Source organism: Pseudomonas sp. Pse79 (genome assembly GCF_024519615.1).
GTDB classification, from domain to species: Bacteria; Pseudomonadota; Gammaproteobacteria; order Pseudomonadales; family Pseudomonadaceae; genus Aquipseudomonas; species Aquipseudomonas veronii.
In genome coordinates this window covers 67,303-86,098 of record NZ_JALJRR010000006.1, presented here as the reverse complement: position 1 = coordinate 86,098, position 18,796 = coordinate 67,303, and the positions used below count along the sequence as shown (strand labels likewise).

Sequence of the window (18,796 nt, the reverse complement as noted above, 5' to 3'; positions counted from 1 at the left end):
GGATCACTTTGGCCGGACATTTAGTTATAGCGAGCGGCCCTCCGTTTGACCAGCGTAAAAAAGCCGCAAGACCGGATAATTCCAGGCTTGCGGCTGATGAGTGGAGCAATCAGCGAGCAGTGATTTTCCAGGCCCGATGGATCTTCGCGTTACGCGCAAAATCCGGGTCGAGGGTCTTGTCGCTGATCTCCTCGACCGCGTAGCGTTCGCTGAGGTTGTCCTCAAGCACGAACTTGCGGAAGTTGTTCGAGAAGTACAGCACGCCGCCCGGTGCCAGGCGCGCCATGGCGAGGTCGAGCAGTTGCACGTGGTCGCGCTGCACGTCGAAGATCCCTTCCATGCGCTTGGAGTTGGAGAAGGTCGGCGGGTCGATGAAGATCAGGTCGAACTCATCGCGACTGGCTTCCAGCCACGCCATCACATCACCCTGCTCCAGGCGGTTCTTGTCGGAGAAACCGTTGAGGGAGAAGTTGCGGCGCGCCCAGTCCAGGTAGGTCTTGGACAGGTCGACGCTGGTCGTGGTGCGCGCGCCGCCCTTGGCCGCATGCACGCTGGCGGTGGCGGTATAGCAATACAGGTTGAGGAAACGCTTGCCGGCCGCCTCTTTCTGGATACGCATACGCATCGGCCGGTGGTCGAGGAACAGGCCAGTGTCGAGGTAGTCGGTGAGGTTGACCAGCAGCTTCACGCCGCCTTCGCTGACCTCGGTGAACTTGCCCTGGGCGCTCTGGCGTTCGTACTGCTTGGTGCCGCTCTGACGCTCGCGGCGCTTGACCACCACGCGGCTCTTGTCGATGTTCAGCGCCTGGGGAATGGCCGCCAATGCGTCGAACATGCGCGCGGAGGCTTTTTCCGGGTCGATGGATTTCGGCGCGGCATATTCCTGCACGTGGACCCAATCGTGATACAGGTCGATGGCCATGGAATATTCCGGCATGTCGGCATCGTAGACGCGGTAGCAATCCACGCCCTCACGCTTGGCCCACTTGCCCAGTTGCTTGAGGTTCTTTTGCAGGCGGTTGGCAAACATCTGCCCGCCTTCGCTCAGGCGCGCCTGTTCGACCACAGGGGCCGGCGCCGGTGCAGGTTTGATCGGGTTGCCGTTCTTGTTGTACTGACGCTCTTGCGGCTCGGTCGGGGCCTGGTCGTAGGCGGCTTGTTCACGTTCGGCCTGGCGCTGCTCCGGGGTGCGGCGCTCGCCGGTGACGAACTGGTCCGGGTTGACCTTGATCAGCAGCAATTTGCACGGCAAAGCGCCGTTCCAGAACGAATATTGCTTGTGACTGCGGATGCCCATGCGCTTGCCCAGGTCCGGCGCGCCGGTGAACACCGCCGCCTCCCAGCCCATGCACGCCTGGCGCAGACGCTCGCCGAGGTTCTGGTAGAGGTACAACAGGCTCGCTTCGTCGCCCAGCCGCTCGCCGTAGGGCGGGTTGCAGATCACCAGGCCTTTCTGGTTCTGGTCCGGGCGCGGCTCGAACGTGCCGACTTCGCCCTGGTACACCTTGATCCAATGGCTGAGACCGGCACGCTCGATGTTGTTGCGAGCAGGCTGGATCAAGCGCGGATCGGCTTCGTAGCCACGAATCCACAACGGCGGCTTGTTCATGCCGATGGCAGCGCGCTCGCTGGCCTCGGTGTGCAGTTTCTTCCACAACGCCGGGACGTGACCGAGCCAGGTGGTGAAACCCCACAGTTCGCGATTGAGGTTGGGCGCCATATCGGCGGCGATCATCGCGCCTTCCACCAGGAAGGTGCCGACGCCGCACATCGGGTCGGTCAACGCGCCGCCTTCCGCGGCGATGCGCGGCCAGCCGGCACGGATCAGGATGGCTGCAGCGAGGTTTTCCTTCAACGGTGCGGCGCCCTGCTGCAGGCGGTAACCGCGCTGGTGCAGGCTGTGGCCGGACAGGTCGAGGGAGAGGATCGCTTCGCCACGGTCCAGGCGCAGGTGGATGCGCAGGTCCGGGTTGATCTTGTCGATGGACGGACGCTCGCCGGTCGGGGTGCGCAGCTTGTCGACAATCGCATCCTTGACCTTCAGCGCGCCGAAGTGGGTGTTGTCGATGCCCGAGCCGTGACCGCTGAACTCCACCGCCAGGCTGCCGTCCGGGACCATGTGATCGGCCCAGTCGATATCCAGCACGCCATGGTAGAGGTCTTCGGCGTCCTTCATCGGGAAGCGCTTGAGGACCAGCAACACGCGGTTGGCCAGGCGCGACCAGAGGCACAGGCGGTAGGCGGTTTCCATGTCGGCCATGCCGCGCACGGCCGAGGTGTGCTCGCGGGCTTCCTCAAGGCCAAGCCCGACGGCTTCCTCGATCAGCAGGCCTTCGAGGCCCTTGGGGCAGGTGAGGAAGAGTTCAAAACGGTCCGACATGGGCAATCCAGGCTTTTCAGCAATAAATGAACGGGCGACGCATCGCCGGCTCGGTTTTCAATCAAGCACTTTTCTTGAAGAGTGCCCGCGTGGCACGAATGTGCCGTCCCACCCCGTCTGGCGGGCCTGTGGGCCTTGATTGACGGGGCAGAGAGATAAGTGATGCAACAAAAAGAAATATTCAGACCCTTCGTCGAATAATAACCGACTGCAACGGGCGGGCTTTTTCAGCAAGGGATTAAGCCATTCTCTTCGTAAGGCACATCATAGCCGGCTTTGCCCAATAAAAGGGGCGAAAAGCCATCCCAGCTTATGGCTATAACATCGTTATTGTTACGTGCTTATGACAAAACGATCATTGAATCCATGTGACCTATTGGTTAGAACTCAACACAGGTCAGCGCCACAACGGCACTGGCACATTGGCTCGCCACGCCGGCAGCGGGCCGCACCAACGGCAGAAAAACTCTGCCCGGCCTCAGACGAGGCCGAAGGATATCAAGACAGTCAACAAGTGAGGGAAACACCCTATGAGAAGACTTAAGCGTGATCCGTTGGAAAGAGCATTTTTACGCGGATATCAATACGGCGTTCATGGCAAATCCCGTGAGCTTTGCCCATTTACTCTACCGTCGGTACGCCAAGCCTGGATCAACGGCTGGCGAGAAGGACGCGGCGACAACTGGGACGGTATGACAGGCACTGCGGGCATCCACAGACTCAACGAACTTCACGCGGTCGGCTAATCAAGGGCATTCAATTCCGACACCAGCACGAATATAGCTAACGACTTAACCACGCACGCCCTATCCAGGCGGCGGGCTTCGGCCCAGGGGCTCCTCTTGAGGAGCCCTTTTTATTGGGCGTGTGTTCAGGCCTTTTTGGGCAATGCCGCAATCGCGTCCACCGCCTCGCGAATCAGCGCCGGGCCTTTGTAGATAAAGCCGGAATACAGCTGCACCAGGCTCGCGCCAGCGGCGATCTTCTCGGCCGCGTGCTTGCCTTCGGTGATACCGCCGACCGCGATGATCGGCAAGCGCCCGGCCAGCTCGGCGGCCAGCACCTTGACGATGTGCGTGCTCTTGTCACGCACTGGAGCGCCCGACAAGCCGCCCGCTTCGTCGCCATGGGCCAGGCCTTCAACGCCGACACGGCTGAGGGTGGTGTTGGTGGCAATCACCGCATCCATGCCTGACTCCACCAGCGCCTGGGCAACCAGCACGGTTTCTTCATCCGTCATGTCCGGGGCGATCTTGATCGCCAACGGCACACGCTTGCCATGGCGCACGGCGAGGTCTTCCTGGCGCAGGCGCAAGGCTTCGAGCAATTGCTTGAGGGAATCACCGAACTGCAGGCTGCGCAGGCCCGGGGTGTTGGGCGAGCTGACGTTCACCGTGACGTAGCTGGCGTGGGCATAGACCTTTTCCAGGCAGATCAGGTAGTCATCCACCGCGCGCTCCACCGGCGTATCGAAATTCTTGCCGATATTGATCCCGAGGACGCCCTTGTACTTCGCCGCCTGGACCCGCGACAGCAGGTGATCGACACCGAGGTTGTTGAAGCCCATGCGGTTGATGATCGCCTCAGCCTCCGGCAGGCGAAAGATGCGCGGCTTGGGGTTGCCCGGTTGAGGGCGCGGGGTCACGGTGCCGATTTCGACGAAACCGAAACCCAACTGCGCAAAGCCATCGATGGCCGTACCGTTCTTGTCCAGGCCGGCAGCCAGCCCGACCGGGTTGGGAAAGTCGAGCCCCATCACCGAAACCGGCATTTTCGCCGGTGCCTTGCATACCAGGCCATTGAGCCCCAGGCGGCCACCGGCACCGATCAGGTCCAGGGACAGATCATGGGAAGTCTCCGGGGAGAGTTTGAACAACAGCTGGCGGGCCAGGGTATACATGGGCGGGCTAGACTCGGATGGCGGCGATAAGTGGCGGCGATTATAGCCGGGCTGGCGGCCTGCGTGCGAGGCGTGCCGCCCAATCGTCAGTAGCGATGCGCGACCAACGCTTCATAGCGGGCCCAGACCTTCTGTGCGTACTGCAAGCGCAACGCCTCACGCTGTGGACCCGGCCCCGGGCCTGCGTTGTAGGCGCCGATGGCCGTCCAGTTATAGCCGAAGCGCTGAACGAACTCGGCAAGAATCGAGGCCCCGACCTCTATAGACAGGCACGGCTCACTCAACAGCCGGTCTTCGGTGATGCCTAATTTGAGCAAGCGTGGCAAGTGAACGCTGTTGATCTGCATCAGGCCGATATCGCGGGAGCCGTTGCGATTGTTGTAATTCATCGCGCCCGCACGGTAACCCGACTCTACGGCAGCAATGGCCTGCAGCAATTCCGGCTCAAGATCGTAGCGACTGGCCACCTCGTCCCAGCAATACGCCAGCGCCTTATTGCTGCCCATCAGCACCACCAGCAACAGGCCCTTGCGCCACGCCTTGCGCATCCCGAGGCTACCTGCCACAGGCCGAACAAACATCGATGGGCTGCAACGAGGCGCGCTCGGCTGGCCGCACCGGGCATGTAAAGCGATAGCCCCTGCCATAGATCGTCTTGATAAACCCTTTGTCGGCGCGCAGATGTTTACGCAACGAATAAATGCAGCGTGTCAGCGATTCCTCCGACACCTCCCCCTGGCGCCAAGCCATTTCAAGCAAACAGTCTTTGGTCATCAGCGCACCACCGGACACCAACAACAAGCGCAGCACTTGCCATTCCTTGGGCGGCAACTGGATATCCACGCCCTCGCCGGTCAAGCGTCCATCGCCATGCAGGGTCCAGCGGCCAAAGACCAGGGAAATCGTCATCCCTCCATCATTCACCACGGCCATACACACCTCTGCATCCAACCACTGACATTGAAATCCTGATTTCCAGAAATGGCGCATACGCCGACTGCACGACTATAAAAAAAGCCTCCCCGAGCCACCCTAGGAGAAAGCCCATATCAGCAGGGCTTTCCGGAATCGCCTTGTAAGAAATCTCACTGGAACTGATAACTAAGGCGATACCCACTCCTGGTAGACCTCAAGCAGCTCAACCCCCAGGCGGTCTTCCAACTGCACCAGTTCGCCCAGAGCCAGTAACTGACCGTTGACGCGCACTTCCACGCAATGGATGACCTCCGGTGCCAGCGGCAGCACTTTCCCCGGTGCAAACAACGCCAGCCGCTTGCGCGTGATCAGTTGTTCCTGCAAAAGAATTTCCAGATGCATGACGAGCGCCTACCTCATTGATCGACATCGCGAATCGACCGCACAAACGCACGGTGCACCCGTTCGTATTGCGGCTGAGTCAGCGGTGGCGGCCCGACGGTGCCATCCAGGGTCTTGAGCTCGTTGCCCACGGCCCGGGCCTGAATCACAAACAGCCGTACTTCGGCACGCTGGCCACGCGCAGTGGCACGCCCCTGCGCATCAACATCCCGGCGAAACCCGCCCAACCACAGGCGTTTCCCCTGCGGCATCCGAACGACACTGCTGACGCTGACCCGCCCGACTGCGGTCATTTTCTGACGCCGCCCCGCCTCGCCCATCTGGCGGTCATCCTCAAGGCTCAGCAGCATCTCGATCTCGTTCGCCTCGGCAAACCGCGGCAACGCGCTGACCTGGGTGCCATAGCGTATGGGTTTCCAGTCGGTGCGAGCGACGGCGGGCCCCGGCACGTAGAGTGTGTGGTTATCCTGGAACACCGCAGGAACGTTCTCCTGGGTGAGAATCACCGGCAGTGTCACCACCCGCGCGCGCCGTCGTCGCTCCAGCACGGCGATCTGCGCCATCAGGCGATTGTCCTCCAACGGCTCCAACACCCGGGTCGCCGAAGTTGATGTGTGGGTTTCCTCGGCCCAGGCCTGGTCGATTTTCTTCAGTTCGTCACGGTCCACGTCCACCAGCCACAGCGAAACCTCGATCGCGCGCTTGGGCACATCCAGCTCCGCCACCAATTGTTCGATAAAACGCACCTGGGCAGGCTTGCCCTTGATCAGCAGGCTGTTGGTATCCGGGTAAGGAATCACGGCCAGGCTCTTGTCGGCCAGCAAGCCGGGCGGCCGTTGCGCGGGCGCCTGTTGTTCGCGGGAAAGCACGGTCTCGATCAGCGACGCCATGCCCGGCACATTGACCTTTTCCTCGCCCATGACGTACTCGCGGTCCGCCACATGGGTATTGAGCACCTGCACCACGCCAAACGCCTGCTGGCCCACACGGAGCGCGGCCCGCTGGCGGTCCATCAATTGCGTAAGGTGCAGCACCTGGTCGACATAGTTCGCCGGCCCGGACACATAGAACATCCGGCCCCCGCTCTCCCGCAGCGGGTAGCGGGACTCATCGAGCCCCGAGCGACGCATGAACTCGCGCAGCCTTGAGACGGAAATATGCCGCAGCGTCACCGCCGAGCTCTTCGCTTCATCTGCTGCGTAGAGGTAGAGCACCTGCCCGTCGCTGTACCAGATCAGGTGATGCTGCTCGGCTACCGCCTCCAGCACCTGCTGTGCCCGGCTGAAATCGTAGGTTCCGTCAACGCGTTGCCGAGCCGCCGCCCGGCTGACAACGACCGGCAGGCCGAGAGGCAGCGACAACGCGCTGAAAAACGTGTGCAGGCTTTCGTCCCGCGCCTGGTAAGTCTCACCCCGGGCAGACGCACAGCCCAGCATCAACACCGCGTAAAACAGCCAGCGGCACAGCCGATGGGCGGCCATCGTTGTCGGAGAATCAGCGTACACCGTGGGGTTTCCTGGGCAGTCTGGCATAGGGAAGCGGCCATACTGAAAGCCTGTGGCGTTTCAATCTTGATGGAAAGTTGACGGCGTAACACGCCGTTCCGCCCGTGGCATGTGCCTTGCTATGCACTCTGTATCAGAGCGCGCGCCAACGTCGGAGCGGGCTTACGGACAAAGGCGTCGTTACCCGCAATGGCTCGCGCCGCCATCTGAGGGAGCGACGCTTTTTTTTGAACGAAAAGGTAGGTGTTGATGAACGATTCGGACGGCAACAGCCCGATAAACGACCCGCTGGCCTGGGTCAACGGCAGTGACGCCCCGGAAAAGAGCAGCCTCGACCTGGGCTTCATGGCCTTGAGCGATTGCGCCTCGCTGGTGGTCGCGGCCACCCAGGGCTTCGCGCAACCCTATGGCTTGACACTGAACCTCAAGCGTCAGTCGTCGTGGGCCAACCTGCGCGACAAACTGGTCAGCGGCGAACTGGATGCCGCCCACAGCCTGTATGGGCTGATCTACGCCGTACACCTGGGCATCGGCGGCGTGGCCGCCACCGATATGGCGGTACTGATGGGGCTGAACCAGAACGGGCAGAGCATCAACCTGTCCCACGACCTGCAACAGCAAGGGGTGGTCACTCCTGAGGCACTGGATCGCCACGTGCACCAAAGCCGAACAAAACTGACCTTCGCCCAGACGTTTCCCACAGGTACCCACGCCATGTGGCTGTATTACTGGCTGGCGAGCCAAGGTATCCATCCATTGCAGGATGTGAACAGTGTGGTGGTACCGCCGCCGCAAATGGTGGCGCACCTATTGGCCGGGCGCATCGACGGTTTTTGTGTCGGCGAACCCTGGAGCGCCAGTGCGGTGAAGCAGAACCAGGGCTTCACCCTGGCGACCAGCCAGGCGATCTGGCCGGACCACCCGGAAAAGGTGCTCGGCTGCACCCAAGCGTTCGTCGACCAATACCCCAACACCGCCCGCGTACTGGTGATGGCGATTCTGGAGGCCAGCCGCTTTATCGAGGCGAGCCAAGAAAACCGCCGTTCCACCGCGCAGCTGCTCAGCGCCCGCGAGTACCTCGACGCGCCACTCGACTGCATCGAGCCGCGTCTGCTCGGGACTTACGACGATGGGCTTGGCAACCAGTGGCAAGATCCCCACGCACTGCGCTTTTTCGCCGATGGCGAGGTGAACGTGCCCTACCTCTCCGACGGCATGTGGTTCATGACCCAGTTTCGCCGCTGGGGCCTGTTGCGCGAAGACCCGGACTACCTCGGCATTGCCCGCCAAGTGCAGCAGCTGGAGCTGTATCGCCAGGCAGCCGATGCCGTCGGCGTCACCGCGAACGCCCAGGACATGCGCAGCAGCCAACTGATCGACGGCAAGATCTGGGATGGCTCCGCCCCCGCCGCCTACGCCCGCAGCTTCCGCCTGCATGCCCTGGCCGACCACACCAGCCGCCACGCCTTGCGCTGACAGGAGGACCGATATGTTGCGAATCCTGTTGATCAACGACACACCGCGCAAGGTCGGGCGCCTCAAGGCGGCACTGACCGAGGCCGGGTTTGAGGTGATCGATGAGTCGGGCCTGACCATCGATCTGCCTGCGCGCGTCGAAACGGTGCGGCCGGACGTAATCCTGATCGATACCGAGTCACCCGGCCGCGATGTGATGGAGCAAGTGGTGCTGGTCAGCCGCGACCGACCGCATCCGATCGTGATGTTTACCGACGAGCACGACCCGGACGTCATGCGCCAGGCCATCAAATCCGGCGTCAGCGCCTACATTGTCGAAGGTATCCAGGCCCAACGCCTGCAGCCGATCCTCGACGTGGCCATGGCCCGCTTCGAAAGCGACCAGGCCCTGCGCGCCCAGCTGCAGGCCCGCGATCAACAGCTGGCCGAGCGCAAGCGCATCGAACTGGCCAAAGGCATGCTGATGAAAATGAAGAACTGCAACGAGGAAGAGGCCTACACCCTGATGCGCCGCCAGGCCATGAGCCGCCAGCAGAAACTGATCCAGGTGGCGGAGCAGATCATCGCCATGAGCGAGTTGCTGGGCTAACCCTCCTCGACAGCGGCTACGGCAGATTGGCCCAGGACTTGCTAAGTATTCAACACAGGTAACCAACGGCGGTTGCCCCTTCACGACAAAGACGTCGCACACCCGGTTTGCCCTCGCGGACCCGGTGGCGGCGTTTTTTTGTTTTGGCCCTTTGACACGGGGCCGGTGGGGCGGCCGTAGCCGGCTGTTCCATCACCAGGCCTTCTTACAAGACTCCCAACCGTTGAGGTGCGTGATGAAATCAAGCTTCTGGAAATCCGGGCACACCCCGACCCTGTTTGCCGCGTTCCTGTATTTCGACCTGAGCTTCATGGTCTGGTACCTACTGGGCCCGCTGGCGGTGCAGATCGCCGCCGACCTGCACCTGACCACGCAACAACGCGGCCTGGTGGTGGCGACCCCCATCCTGGCAGGCGCAGTGCTGCGTTTTCTGATGGGCATGCTGGCGGACAGACTCTCGCCCAAGACCGCCGGGCTGATCGGCCAGGTGATTGTGATCGCCGCACTCTTCGGCGCCTGGAAACTCGGCATCCACAGCTATGAACAAGCCCTGTTGCTGGGGCTGTGCCTGGGGATGGCCGGAGCGTCCTTCGCGGTCGCCCTACCGTTGGCGTCCCAGTGGTATCCCGCGGAGCACCAGGGCAAAGCCATGGGCATCGCCGGCGCCGGCAACTCGGGCACTGTGTTCGCAGCCATATTGGCACCGGTGCTTGCAGCGGCGTTCGGCTGGAGCAATGTGTTCGGTTTCGCCCTGATTCCGTTGATCCTGACCCTGATCATCTTCGCCTGGCTTGCGCGCAATGCCCCCGAACGCCCGAAGGCCAAATCCATGGCCGATTACTTCAAGGCCCTCGGCGACCGTGACAGCTGGTGGTTCATGTTTTTCTACAGCGTGACCTTCGGCGGCTTTATCGGCCTGGCCAGCGCCCTGCCCGGCTACTTCAACGACCAATACGGCCTGAGCCCGGTGACCGCCGGCTACTACACCGCCGCCTGCGTGTTCGGCGGTAGCCTGATGCGCCCACTCGGCGGCGCCCTGGCCGACCGATTCGGCGGGATTCGCACGTTGCTGGGCATGTACAGCGTGGCGGCGATCTGCATCGCTGCGGTGGGTTTCAACTTGCCCAGCTCCTACGCGGCCCTGGCACTGTTCGTCTGCACCATGCTCGGCCTTGGCGCCGGTAATGGCGCGGTGTTCCAGTTGGTGCCCCAGCGTTTCCGCCGTGAGATCGGCGTAATGACCGGCCTGATCGGCATGGCCGGCGGTATCGGCGGCTTCGCCCTGGCGGCGGGTATGGGTGCGATCAAACAAAGTACCGGCAGCTATCAACTGGCCCTGTGGTTGTTCGCCAGCCTCGGCGTACTGGCCTGGTTCGGCCTGCACGGCGTCAAGCGCCGCTGGAGAACCACCTGGGGCTCGGCTGCCGTGACCGCCGCGCGCGTCTGATGAGCCTGCACCTGAGCGTCGCCCAGGCCAGCACCATCGGCCCGCGCGCCGAGAACCAGGACGCCCTGCGCGTGGTCACGCCCCTGGCGGAGCTGGCCGCGAGCAAGGGTTACCTGTGCGCCATCGCCGACGGTGTCAGCCAATGCGCCGACGGCGGTCTGGCCGCACGCTCGACCTTGCAGGCGCTGGCCCTGGACTATTACGCCACGCCGCAAACCTGGGGTGTGGCCCAGGCGCTCGAACGTCTGTTGCTGGCGCAGAATCGCTGGCTGCGGGCCAATGGCGGTGGCCAGCCGTTGCTGACCACCCTCAGTGCCCTGGTGTTTCGCGGGCAACGCTTCACCTTGGCCCACGTCGGCGATTGCCGGGCGTATCGCTGGCTGGACGGCGAATTGCAGCGCATCAGCGAAGATCATGTATGGGAACAGCCGGGCATGCAGCATGTGCTCAAGCGCGCGCTCGGCCTGGATCAACACCTGGTGCTGGATTTTCTCGACGGCCAATTGCGCGAGGGCGAATGCTTCCTGCTGCTCAGCGACGGTGTGTGGGCGACTTTGGGTGATCACAGCATCAGTGCGATCCTGCGCGAGCAGACCGACCTCGATCTGGCGGTACACACCCTGGTCACCACCGCACACCTGGCTGGCAGCCAGGACAACGCCAGTGCCCTGCTGGTACGCATCGACAAACTCGGCGCCGCGACCCTGGGCGACGCGCTGGTGCAATTGCAGCAATGGCCGCTGCCACCCGCGCTGAAAGCCGGGCAACAGTTCGAAGGCTGGCAGGTGGAAAGCGTATTGGCGCAGAGCCGCCAGTCGTTGCTGTACCGGGTCCGCGATGCCCAGCAGCAACCCTGGTTGCTGAAAACCCTGCCCCTCAGCCGTGACGATGACAACGACGCCGGTCAAGCCTTGCTGTCGGAGGAATGGTTTCTGCGGCGGGTGGCCGGGCGCGCGTTTCCTGAAGTCCACGCGGCCAGCGGGCGTCAGCACTTGTACTACGTGATGCGTGAATATCCGGGGCAAACCCTGGCGCAATTATTCCTGCAACAGGGCCCATTGCCCCTGGCGCAATGGCAATTCGTGGCCGAACGCTTGCTGCGGGCGGTGGGCCTGTTGCATCGTCGGCAAATACTGCACCGTGACATCAAACCGGAGAACCTGCTGCTAGGTGACGATGGTGAGTTGCGCGTACTGGATTTCGGCCTGGCCTACTGCCCGGGTCTCTCCGAGGATCGCGCGCATGTACTGCCCGGCACACCAAGCTTTATCGCGCCCGAAGCGTTCCAGGGCGACCGTCCCACAGCCCAACAAGACTTATACAGCGTAGGTGTCAGCCTGTATTACTTGCTGACTGGGCATTACCCCTACGGTGAAATTGAGGCTTTCCAACGGCCCAGATTCACCCAACCGGTCAGCGCCAGCCGCTACCGCCCCGACCTGCCGGACTGGTTACCGCTCAGCCTCGAGCGCGCGGTGGCGGCTCAACCTGCACAACGCTATGAAACCGCCGAAGAATGGCTGCTGGTGCTGGAGCAGGCAGACCGACGGGAACTGAGTGTCCGCCCCCGGCCGTTGTTGGAGCGGGAACCCTTGAAGGTCTGGCGCACCCTGGGGTTGCTCTCGATGCTGATCAATCTGACGCTTCTTTACTTACTCTTTCACCGCTGACGTCATCTCTAGACGAGGGAAAACACATGAACGCAAAAGTCTGGCTGGTGGGCGCGGGCCCTGGCGACCCGGAGCTGTTGACCCTCAAGGCGGTTCGGGCGATGAACTGGGCCGATGTGGTGCTGATCGATGATCTGGTCAACCCGCAGGTACTGGAACACTGCACGGCAGCGCGGGTGATCACCGTCGGCAAGCGTGGGGGCTGCCGCTCAACGCCGCAGGACTTCATCCACCGCCTGATGTTGCGCTACGCCCGCCAGGGCAAGTGCGTGGTGCGGCTCAAGGGCGGCGACCCGTGCATTTTCGGGCGCGGTGGCGAAGAGGCGATGTGGCTGCGCGAACGCGGCGTCGAAGTCGAGTTGGTCAACGGGATCACAGCCGGGCTGGCGGGCGCGACGAACTGCGCGATTCCACTGACCTTGCGTGGTGTCAGCCGCGGCGTGACGCTGGTCACAGCGCACACCCAGGACGACAGCAGCCTTAATTGGCGCGCGCTGGCGGAAGGCGGGACGACGCTGGTGATCTATATGGGGGTGGCGAAGCTGGAAGAGCTTCGTCAGCAGTTGCTGGAAGGTGGGATGGCCGCGGATATGCCCGTGGCAATGATCGAAAATGCCTCATTGCCGCAGCAGCGGGAGTGCCGTAGCCATTTGTCGCAGATGCACGAGGATGCACAGGCGTTCGCCCTGAAGAGCCCGGCGATCCTGGTGATCGGCAGTGTCGCCGCCACCTCGCAAGCAGCGAGCGTCGCATCGGCAGCCAGCGCCTGAGGCAAACCCCAGGCGAAAAAAAACCCGGCCGAAGCCGGGTTTTTTTCTACTACTCAGTAATTACTGAGCAGCTTGAGCTTCAACAGCAGCTTCTACGCGACGGTTGATAGCGCGGCCAGCTTCAGTTGCGTTGTCAGCAACTGGGCGGGATTCGCCGTAACCTACCGAGCTAATGCGGCTAGGAGCTACGCCGTCTTTAACCAGGACTTGCTTAACAGCGTCAGCACGACGCTGGGACAGCTTCTGGTTGTAGGCGTCTGGGCCCACGGAGTCAGTGTGACCAGCCACTTCTACGTGGGTAGCTGGGTACTGATTCATGAAGTCAGCCAGGTTTTTCACGTCGGCGTAGCTGTTAGGCTTAACCACGGACTTGTTGAAGTCGAACTTAACGTCCAGCTCAACACGAACAACGTTGGCAACCGGTGCTTCTGGCTCTGCAACTGGCTCTGGAGCTGGTGCTGGGGTAGGAGCTGGAGCAACTGCGCCAGCGTTACCGCCGAAGTTCACACCCAGGCCGACCAGTGCGGAGTAATCCCACTTGCCGTTGTCCAGTGCGTAGTCAGCTTCAACACCGGCACGAGCGTACAGGTTGTTGGTGAAGTAGTACTTCACGCCAGTACCAGCGATGAGCTGGGTAGTTTGGTCGCGACCGCTGTGGCCGTCAGCACGAACGTTGCCGCGGCTCTGGTGACCGACACCGCCTTCTACGTATGGACGCAGGGAGTCGACGCCAGCTTGACCGAAGTGATACTGGGCCACGAGGCTGGTGGTATCGCCTTTGATCTTCTGGCTACCGGTACCGTCGTTCGAACGGGTGTGGTTGGTCTTGTCGTAGGACAAGTCCAACGACAGGTCGTCGGTCAGGAAATAACCAATGCGAGCGCCTGGGTTGAAGCCGTCTTCGATATGATTGACGCTATCGTTGTACTGCTTCTTGTAGAACAGCTCGCCTTCAACTGCGCCTTGGCCTTGTGCCAGAACGCCGAAAGAAGTAGCGGCAATAAGAGAACCAATGGCCAAGCCCAAGGTGTTTTTCAGTTTCATCCGTTAAATCCCCATCTGGTGATTGTAAAGCAGTCCCACAAACCGGGGGACAACTCGGCGACAAGTCTAACAGAACTTGCCTACACGTAAGAGATATTTGCCACGCACTAAGTTTCAGTCTCGCCCGCAAATTTCTCACGTAATTTATCAAGAGCACGTTTGTAACGCATTTTTGTAGCACTCAAACCCATATGCATGATGTCAGCGATTTCCTGAAATTCCAGCTCTGCGACAAAACGTAGCACCAGAATTTCGCGGTCAATCGGGTTCACATGCACCAACCAGCGATCAAGTCCGCCCTTCTCCTCGGGTGCCGGCGTCTTTTCTTCAGACGCCTCCTCAAGGGGGTCCAGACTCAAGGCGTCCATCAAGCGACGCTTTCGCCGTTCCTTACGATACTGCGTGATGCACTCGTTGTACGTGATGCTGTAGAGCCAGGTCTTGAACTTCGATTTGCCCTCGAAGTTCTTCAGGCCATACAACACCTTGAGCATCACTTCCTGACAGACATCATCCGCATCTCTATCGTTCCCTAAATACCTTGAACAAACGTTGAACAGAGTGCGTTGATATCTGCGCATCAATTCTTCATACGCGCGTGTTACGTGAAACAGCTCCGTGTGCGAGCGCGCGACCAACTCCTCATCAGAGAGCTCACGGGGGTCATAGCGCGTGGACAGCGTTTGGGCTTTATTCAAAACAAGTCGTGCCGACAGTCAGGTCAATGTCCGCCACAGCCCGGTCACCCGGGTTCGCGGCGGCGTACATTAGCAGGGTTTGCCGGGTTAGCGGCTACTGACCTGCTGCTCCAGGAGAATCCGATTGGACAGCGACACCAGGTCGCCGTCATCGGTCAGCACAGTTGTCTTGACCGTACCGATCTCCTCGATTTGCCCCTCGACCTCGCCCACACGCACGTGCTGCCCTACCTGATACAACTCACGCACATAGATTCCCGCCAGAATCTGACCGGCAATTTCCCGACTTCCCAGACCCATGGCCAGCGCAACGGCCAGACCAACGGTAATCAAAACAATCACAATCACGTGGTTGAGCAGGTCAGTCTTGACCTCCAACTGGCTGATCGCGACGGAAATACTGATGATGATCACGAGCCCTTGGGCGATTCGCCCCAGGCCTGCCGCGTAGTCCAGCCCGACCCCTTCAGCGGCCCCGCGTACCAATCCGTTGGCCAATTGCGCAAGCAGAACGCCGACGAGAAGCACCAGCGCGCCGCCGAATACCTTCGGCAAATACAGTGCCAGCATGTCCAGCGTAGCTGAAACTCGCTCAAGGCCAAGGGATTGAGCCGCAGAAACCAAAAAAATCAACAAAACGAACCAGTAAACGATCTTGCCGATCAAGGTCGAGATCGGCACCTGCAGCCCGGCGCGGCCGAGCAGCTTGGTCAGGCCGGTGCCTGCCATCAAGCGGTCCAGACCGAGTTTGGCGAGCAGCTTGGACAGCAGGGTGTCGAGCAGCTTGGCCACGACAAAACCCAGCAATACCAAGACCAGCGCCCCAAACAGGTTGGGAATGAAATTCGCCACCTTGGTCCACAATGCGGTCATCGCGGTGACCAGGCTCTGGGTCCAGAGATCAAGTTCCATATTCAATCAGCCTTATCAGCAGTGCGAGCAAGAGGTTTACGACGGGAAACCGGCGAGACGTGGGCCGAACCATTGTTCAGGGCCATCATCAACGCCGGCAGCCAACGACCGAGCAGACCGAACAGATCCCCCGCCCCGACCTGACGGTTGGCGGTTTTCAACACGCGGCCCAGGCAGGCATCGTCATCCCGGTTGGATGGCGAAGCATTGAGCATGTCACGCAAAGACTGTTCGAACGGATCGTGCATAAAGACCTCTCGCAAGTGTTTTAAAAGACGAGGGTTAAATTCCTGAGGTCACATCGGCCCCTTCCTACGTTCAGGTCATATTCAGCTCAAACCCAGCGCAATCGTCGAAATAGCCACCATTGTCCGAGCGCCACCGAGACCATCAACAGGCAGGCAATCACAAATCCATAAGGGCTGGCGGAGAACGGTATGCCCCCCACATTGATACCTAACAAGCCGGTCAGAAAACTCATCGGCAGGAAGATCCCGGTGATGATCCCGAAGCGGTACATTGTACGGTTCATGCGTACGCTCAAGCGCCGATCTTCGGCCTCCAGCACAAGCCCCACGCGCTCCCGGGTCAATTCGAGTTCTTCCAGGTAGCGGGTCAGGCTGTTGTTCAATTCGTTCCAATAGTCGGCATCGTCATCACAGAACCACGACAATTTGATCCGCGTCAGTTGGGCAAAGATATCCCGCTGCGGCGCCAGGAATCGCTTGAGCCCGGCCGCTCGCCGACGGATCTGCAAAATGCTGCCATGCTCCGGGGTATACCGTTCGTCGGTATCGAGTTTTTCTTCCTCTACGTCGACGATTTCAGACAGGTCGGACACCAGGTCCTGGACTTTGTGCGTCAGGTACTGCGCCATATACAGGATGAGTTCAGACGCGGTTTTTGGCCCCTTGCCATCCGCCAACTGCACCAGCAACTCATCGGTGGCGCGTAGCGGGCGCAAGCGCAGGGAAATCACCCGGCTGGCAGCGGCGAAGATACGCACCGAAACCATGTCTTCCGGCTCGGCGCCAGGGTTGAGGTTGACCCCGCGCAGGAACAGCAGGAGTTCCGCGTCCGGCAACGGCAACAGGCGCGGGCGGGTGTTCTCCTCCAGCAGCAGGTCACAGGCGAACTCACTCAAGCCACTGGCCTTGCGCAGCCAGGTCTGGGTTTGTGGGTGGCTGCGATCCCAATGCAGCCACAGGCTTTCCTGGGGCTGCAGTTGCAATTGGTCAAGCTCAGTTCGGGCAATCGAACGCGCACCGCCTTTACCATCCAGCACCAGGGCATGCACCAGGCCCCACTGCGCGTTTTCTTCCTCGAACATCCTCACCCCTGTCGGTTATTGCGGTTTATTCAGGCATTTTCAGCGGGCTGGGCGACACGATCACGCCATTATTGTCGGCGTAGATGTATTCACCCGGACGGAATGTCACACCGGCAAAGGTCACTGCCACGTTCAAGTCGCCAATGCCGCGCTTGTCAGTCTTCATCGGGTGGCTGGCCAACGCCTGCACGCCGAGGTCGGTCTGGGCGACGACGTCGACATCCCGGATGCAACCGTAGATCACCAGCCCTTCCCAACCATTTTTCGCGGCTTTCTCGGCGATCATGTCGCCCAGCAGCGCGCGACGCAGGGAGCCACCACCGTCGACCACCAGCACCTTGCCGGCGCCTGGCTGGTCGGCCTGCTCCTTGACCAGGGAGTTATCTTCGAAGCATTTGATGGTGACGATCTCGCCGCCAAAGGAATCGCGGCCGCCGAAGTTGCTGAACATCGGCTCGGCCACCTGCACCAGTTCCGGGTAGGCGTCGCAAAGATCGGGAGTGACGTAGTGGTTCATTGAAAATTTCCTTTCTGTCAAAGACGTGTCTTTCGAAAGAGGCGCCGGCCGAAGCAGCAGCAAAACATCCCATCCGTTTCGCCGTTACGCAATAGCCACTGCGCGACTGAATATGACCAGAAGCATTTAACGCGTCATATCTTAGCCGCAACCAAAGACGAGCGAAACGCCCTTGGCAGAGCGCTGCGTCAAACTACGACCAATGCATCAGCCTGAGCACCCAACAATGGTGTCAGCGGATCTTTCAGCCATTGCGCCACCAACGGCCAGACCTCGGCCTGGGCCGCTTTGCTGACCAACATCTCCACATGCCCGAAATCCCCGGTAAAACCTTGTTGGCGCCCCAGGCGCAGGTATTGCCGCGGCGCCGAGCCGACTTGTTCGTACAGCTTGCGGCAGGCCCAGTCCGGGTCCTGCTGGTCGCCGGCGGCACTGACGACCAGCAGCGGCACGTCGACTTCCGCCAGGCCTTTCCACCAATCACGGCCGGCCTCGCCAAACCGGCCGAAGAGGCCATGCCAGCGCATGCTCTCGATCATCACGCCCACCGGCTCGTCCTCGGGGCCGCGCTTGAGCCGCGGGCCGGACAACTGGCCAAAGCGCTTCAGGAGCAAGCGAGCGCCCCACTCCAGCGGTGGAATTTTCAACGGCCAGTAGGTGCGACTGACCTGGCTGCCGAACAGCGCCACTGAAGCCACCGCCGGCGCACCGAGGTACTGGCCACCCAAGGCCGCCGCCAGGGTGGTGCCGCCCAGGGAATGCCCGATCCAGTGGGGAATCTGCGCGCTCTGTTCGCGCACGAACGCACCGATGGCCGGCAAATCGTAGCGGGCGTAGTCCGCGACCCGATTGCGGGTGTAGTCCTGGTTGCGCTTGGACAGGCCGTGGCCGCGCATTTCCGGTATCCACACATCGAACCCCTGGCGTGCCAGGTAGGCGCCCAGGCCGACACCTTTGGGCGAGTACCAGAAGCGCCGGTTGGAAAAGCTGCCATGTAACAAAATCACAGGGATGCCGCGGTTTTGCGCGACATCGGCCAGGCCCAGACGCGTCACGGCCAGCTCGACGGTGCCGTCGGGGCTGTTGCCGGGTTTGAGCCGGTACACATCTTCACTCAGGTCGCCACGACGTTCAGCGCTGATCAGGGCGACGGGAAACAGGTTGCTGCTGCTTTGCATAATGCTCTTGCACAAAAAAGGGCGGCGTCCGGAAGGAGTTCCGCCCTGTACAGATAAGAATGC

At 61.2% G+C, this 18,796-nt stretch carries 19 protein-coding genes; 6 read left to right on the top strand and 13 right to left on the bottom strand.

Features of this window, described 5'->3' with window-relative positions:
* Nucleotides 1–109 precede the first annotated feature (109 nt).
* Entirely contained in the window at nucleotides 110–2,380 is a 2,271-nt protein-coding gene (rlmKL, locus tag NR164_RS10070; RefSeq protein ID WP_017845222.1) for a bifunctional 23S rRNA (guanine(2069)-N(7))-methyltransferase RlmK/23S rRNA (guanine(2445)-N(2))-methyltransferase RlmL, read from the bottom strand.
* A 530-nt stretch (nucleotides 2,381–2,910) separates the two neighbouring features.
* Between rlmKL and rmf the strand changes: the two genes are divergently transcribed.
* Nucleotides 2,911–3,126: a ribosome modulation factor gene (rmf, locus tag NR164_RS10065; protein ID WP_002553055.1), complete on the top strand. Its 216-nt coding sequence runs from the start codon at nucleotides 2,911–2,913 to the stop codon at nucleotides 3,124–3,126.
* A gap of 125 nt (nucleotides 3,127–3,251) precedes the next feature.
* Here rmf and NR164_RS10060 read toward each other — a convergent pair whose 3' ends face one another.
* The 5 genes from NR164_RS10060 to sctC form a co-directional block, all read right to left on the bottom strand.
* Nucleotides 3,252–4,280 carry a quinone-dependent dihydroorotate dehydrogenase gene (locus NR164_RS10060; RefSeq protein WP_256822704.1) on the bottom strand — a complete coding sequence of 343 codons (1,029 nt, stop codon included), beginning with the start codon at nucleotides 4,278–4,280 and terminating at the stop codon, nucleotides 3,252–3,254.
* A gap of 86 nt (nucleotides 4,281–4,366) precedes the next feature.
* Nucleotides 4,367–4,828, bottom strand: coding sequence for a transglycosylase SLT domain-containing protein (locus NR164_RS10055; RefSeq protein ID WP_256822703.1), 462 nt, complete (start codon nucleotides 4,826–4,828; stop codon nucleotides 4,367–4,369).
* A gap of 7 nt (nucleotides 4,829–4,835) precedes the next feature.
* Nucleotides 4,836–5,213, bottom strand: coding sequence for a winged helix-turn-helix domain-containing protein (locus NR164_RS10050; protein ID WP_046382432.1), 378 nt, complete (start codon nucleotides 5,211–5,213; stop codon nucleotides 4,836–4,838).
* A 168-nt stretch (nucleotides 5,214–5,381) separates the two neighbouring features.
* Nucleotides 5,382–5,597, bottom strand: a complete 216-nt coding sequence (locus NR164_RS10045) for a FliM/FliN family flagellar motor switch protein (protein ID WP_017845218.1) — start codon at nucleotides 5,595–5,597, stop codon at nucleotides 5,382–5,384.
* Nucleotides 5,598–5,611: 14 nt separating this feature from the next.
* Entirely contained in the window at nucleotides 5,612–7,078 is a 1,467-nt protein-coding gene (gene sctC / locus NR164_RS10040) for a type III secretion system outer membrane ring subunit SctC (protein WP_079444504.1), read from the bottom strand.
* Between the two features lie 273 nt (nucleotides 7,079–7,351).
* Here sctC and NR164_RS10035 point away from each other — a divergent pair, with 273 nt between their 5' ends.
* The 5 genes from NR164_RS10035 to cobA all read left to right on the top strand — a co-directional run bounded on the left by NR164_RS10035 (nucleotide 7,352) and on the right by cobA (nucleotide 13,054).
* Nucleotides 7,352–8,578: a CmpA/NrtA family ABC transporter substrate-binding protein gene (locus NR164_RS10035; protein ID WP_108524763.1), complete on the top strand. Its 1,227-nt coding sequence runs from the start codon at nucleotides 7,352–7,354 to the stop codon at nucleotides 8,576–8,578.
* Between the two features lie 13 nt (nucleotides 8,579–8,591).
* On the top strand, nucleotides 8,592–9,167 hold the full coding sequence (locus tag NR164_RS10030; protein WP_046382429.1) for an ANTAR domain-containing response regulator: 576 nt from the start codon (nucleotides 8,592–8,594) through the stop codon (nucleotides 9,165–9,167).
* A 235-nt stretch (nucleotides 9,168–9,402) separates the two neighbouring features.
* A complete protein-coding gene (locus tag NR164_RS10025) occupies nucleotides 9,403–10,614 on the top strand; it encodes a NarK/NasA family nitrate transporter (RefSeq protein ID WP_017845214.1) in 1,212 nt (403 codons plus the stop codon).
* On the top strand, nucleotides 10,614–12,284 hold the full coding sequence (locus NR164_RS10020) for a bifunctional protein-serine/threonine kinase/phosphatase (protein WP_079444506.1): 1,671 nt from the start codon (nucleotides 10,614–10,616) through the stop codon (nucleotides 12,282–12,284). The genes NR164_RS10025 and NR164_RS10020 overlap by 1 nt, the downstream gene beginning before the upstream one ends.
* 26 nt (nucleotides 12,285–12,310) lie before the next feature.
* Nucleotides 12,311–13,054: a uroporphyrinogen-III C-methyltransferase gene (gene cobA / locus NR164_RS10015; protein WP_256822702.1), complete on the top strand. Its 744-nt coding sequence runs from the start codon at nucleotides 12,311–12,313 to the stop codon at nucleotides 13,052–13,054.
* Between the two features lie 60 nt (nucleotides 13,055–13,114).
* On the opposite strand, the gene NR164_RS10010 is transcribed toward cobA, so the two are convergent.
* The 7 genes from NR164_RS10010 to NR164_RS09980 all read right to left on the bottom strand — a co-directional run bounded on the left by NR164_RS10010 (nucleotide 13,115) and on the right by NR164_RS09980 (nucleotide 18,733).
* Nucleotides 13,115–14,098 carry an OmpA family protein gene (locus NR164_RS10010; protein WP_079444508.1) on the bottom strand — a complete coding sequence of 328 codons (984 nt, stop codon included), beginning with the start codon at nucleotides 14,096–14,098 and terminating at the stop codon, nucleotides 13,115–13,117.
* 107 nt (nucleotides 14,099–14,205) lie between these two features.
* Nucleotides 14,206–14,796, bottom strand: a complete 591-nt coding sequence (gene sigX, locus NR164_RS10005) for an RNA polymerase sigma factor SigX (protein WP_046382425.1) — start codon at nucleotides 14,794–14,796, stop codon at nucleotides 14,206–14,208.
* Nucleotides 14,797–14,883: 87 nt separating this feature from the next.
* Complete coding sequence (locus NR164_RS10000) at nucleotides 14,884–15,708, bottom strand: mechanosensitive ion channel domain-containing protein (protein ID WP_017845209.1); 825 nt, start codon at nucleotides 15,706–15,708, stop codon at nucleotides 14,884–14,886.
* A gap of 2 nt (nucleotides 15,709–15,710) precedes the next feature.
* Nucleotides 15,711–15,956 (bottom strand): hypothetical protein, encoded by a 246-nt coding sequence (locus NR164_RS09995; RefSeq protein ID WP_005790375.1) that lies wholly within the window; start codon nucleotides 15,954–15,956, stop codon nucleotides 15,711–15,713.
* An 86-nt stretch (nucleotides 15,957–16,042) separates the two neighbouring features.
* A complete protein-coding gene (locus NR164_RS09990; protein ID WP_017845208.1) occupies nucleotides 16,043–17,038 on the bottom strand; it encodes a zinc transporter ZntB in 996 nt (331 codons plus the stop codon).
* A gap of 25 nt (nucleotides 17,039–17,063) precedes the next feature.
* Nucleotides 17,064–17,555: a ribonuclease E activity regulator RraA gene (gene rraA, locus NR164_RS09985; protein WP_017845207.1), complete on the bottom strand. Its 492-nt coding sequence runs from the start codon at nucleotides 17,553–17,555 to the stop codon at nucleotides 17,064–17,066.
* Between the two features lie 188 nt (nucleotides 17,556–17,743).
* A complete protein-coding gene (locus NR164_RS09980; RefSeq protein WP_046382424.1) occupies nucleotides 17,744–18,733 on the bottom strand; it encodes an alpha/beta fold hydrolase in 990 nt (329 codons plus the stop codon).
* Nucleotides 18,734–18,796 lie beyond the last annotated feature (63 nt).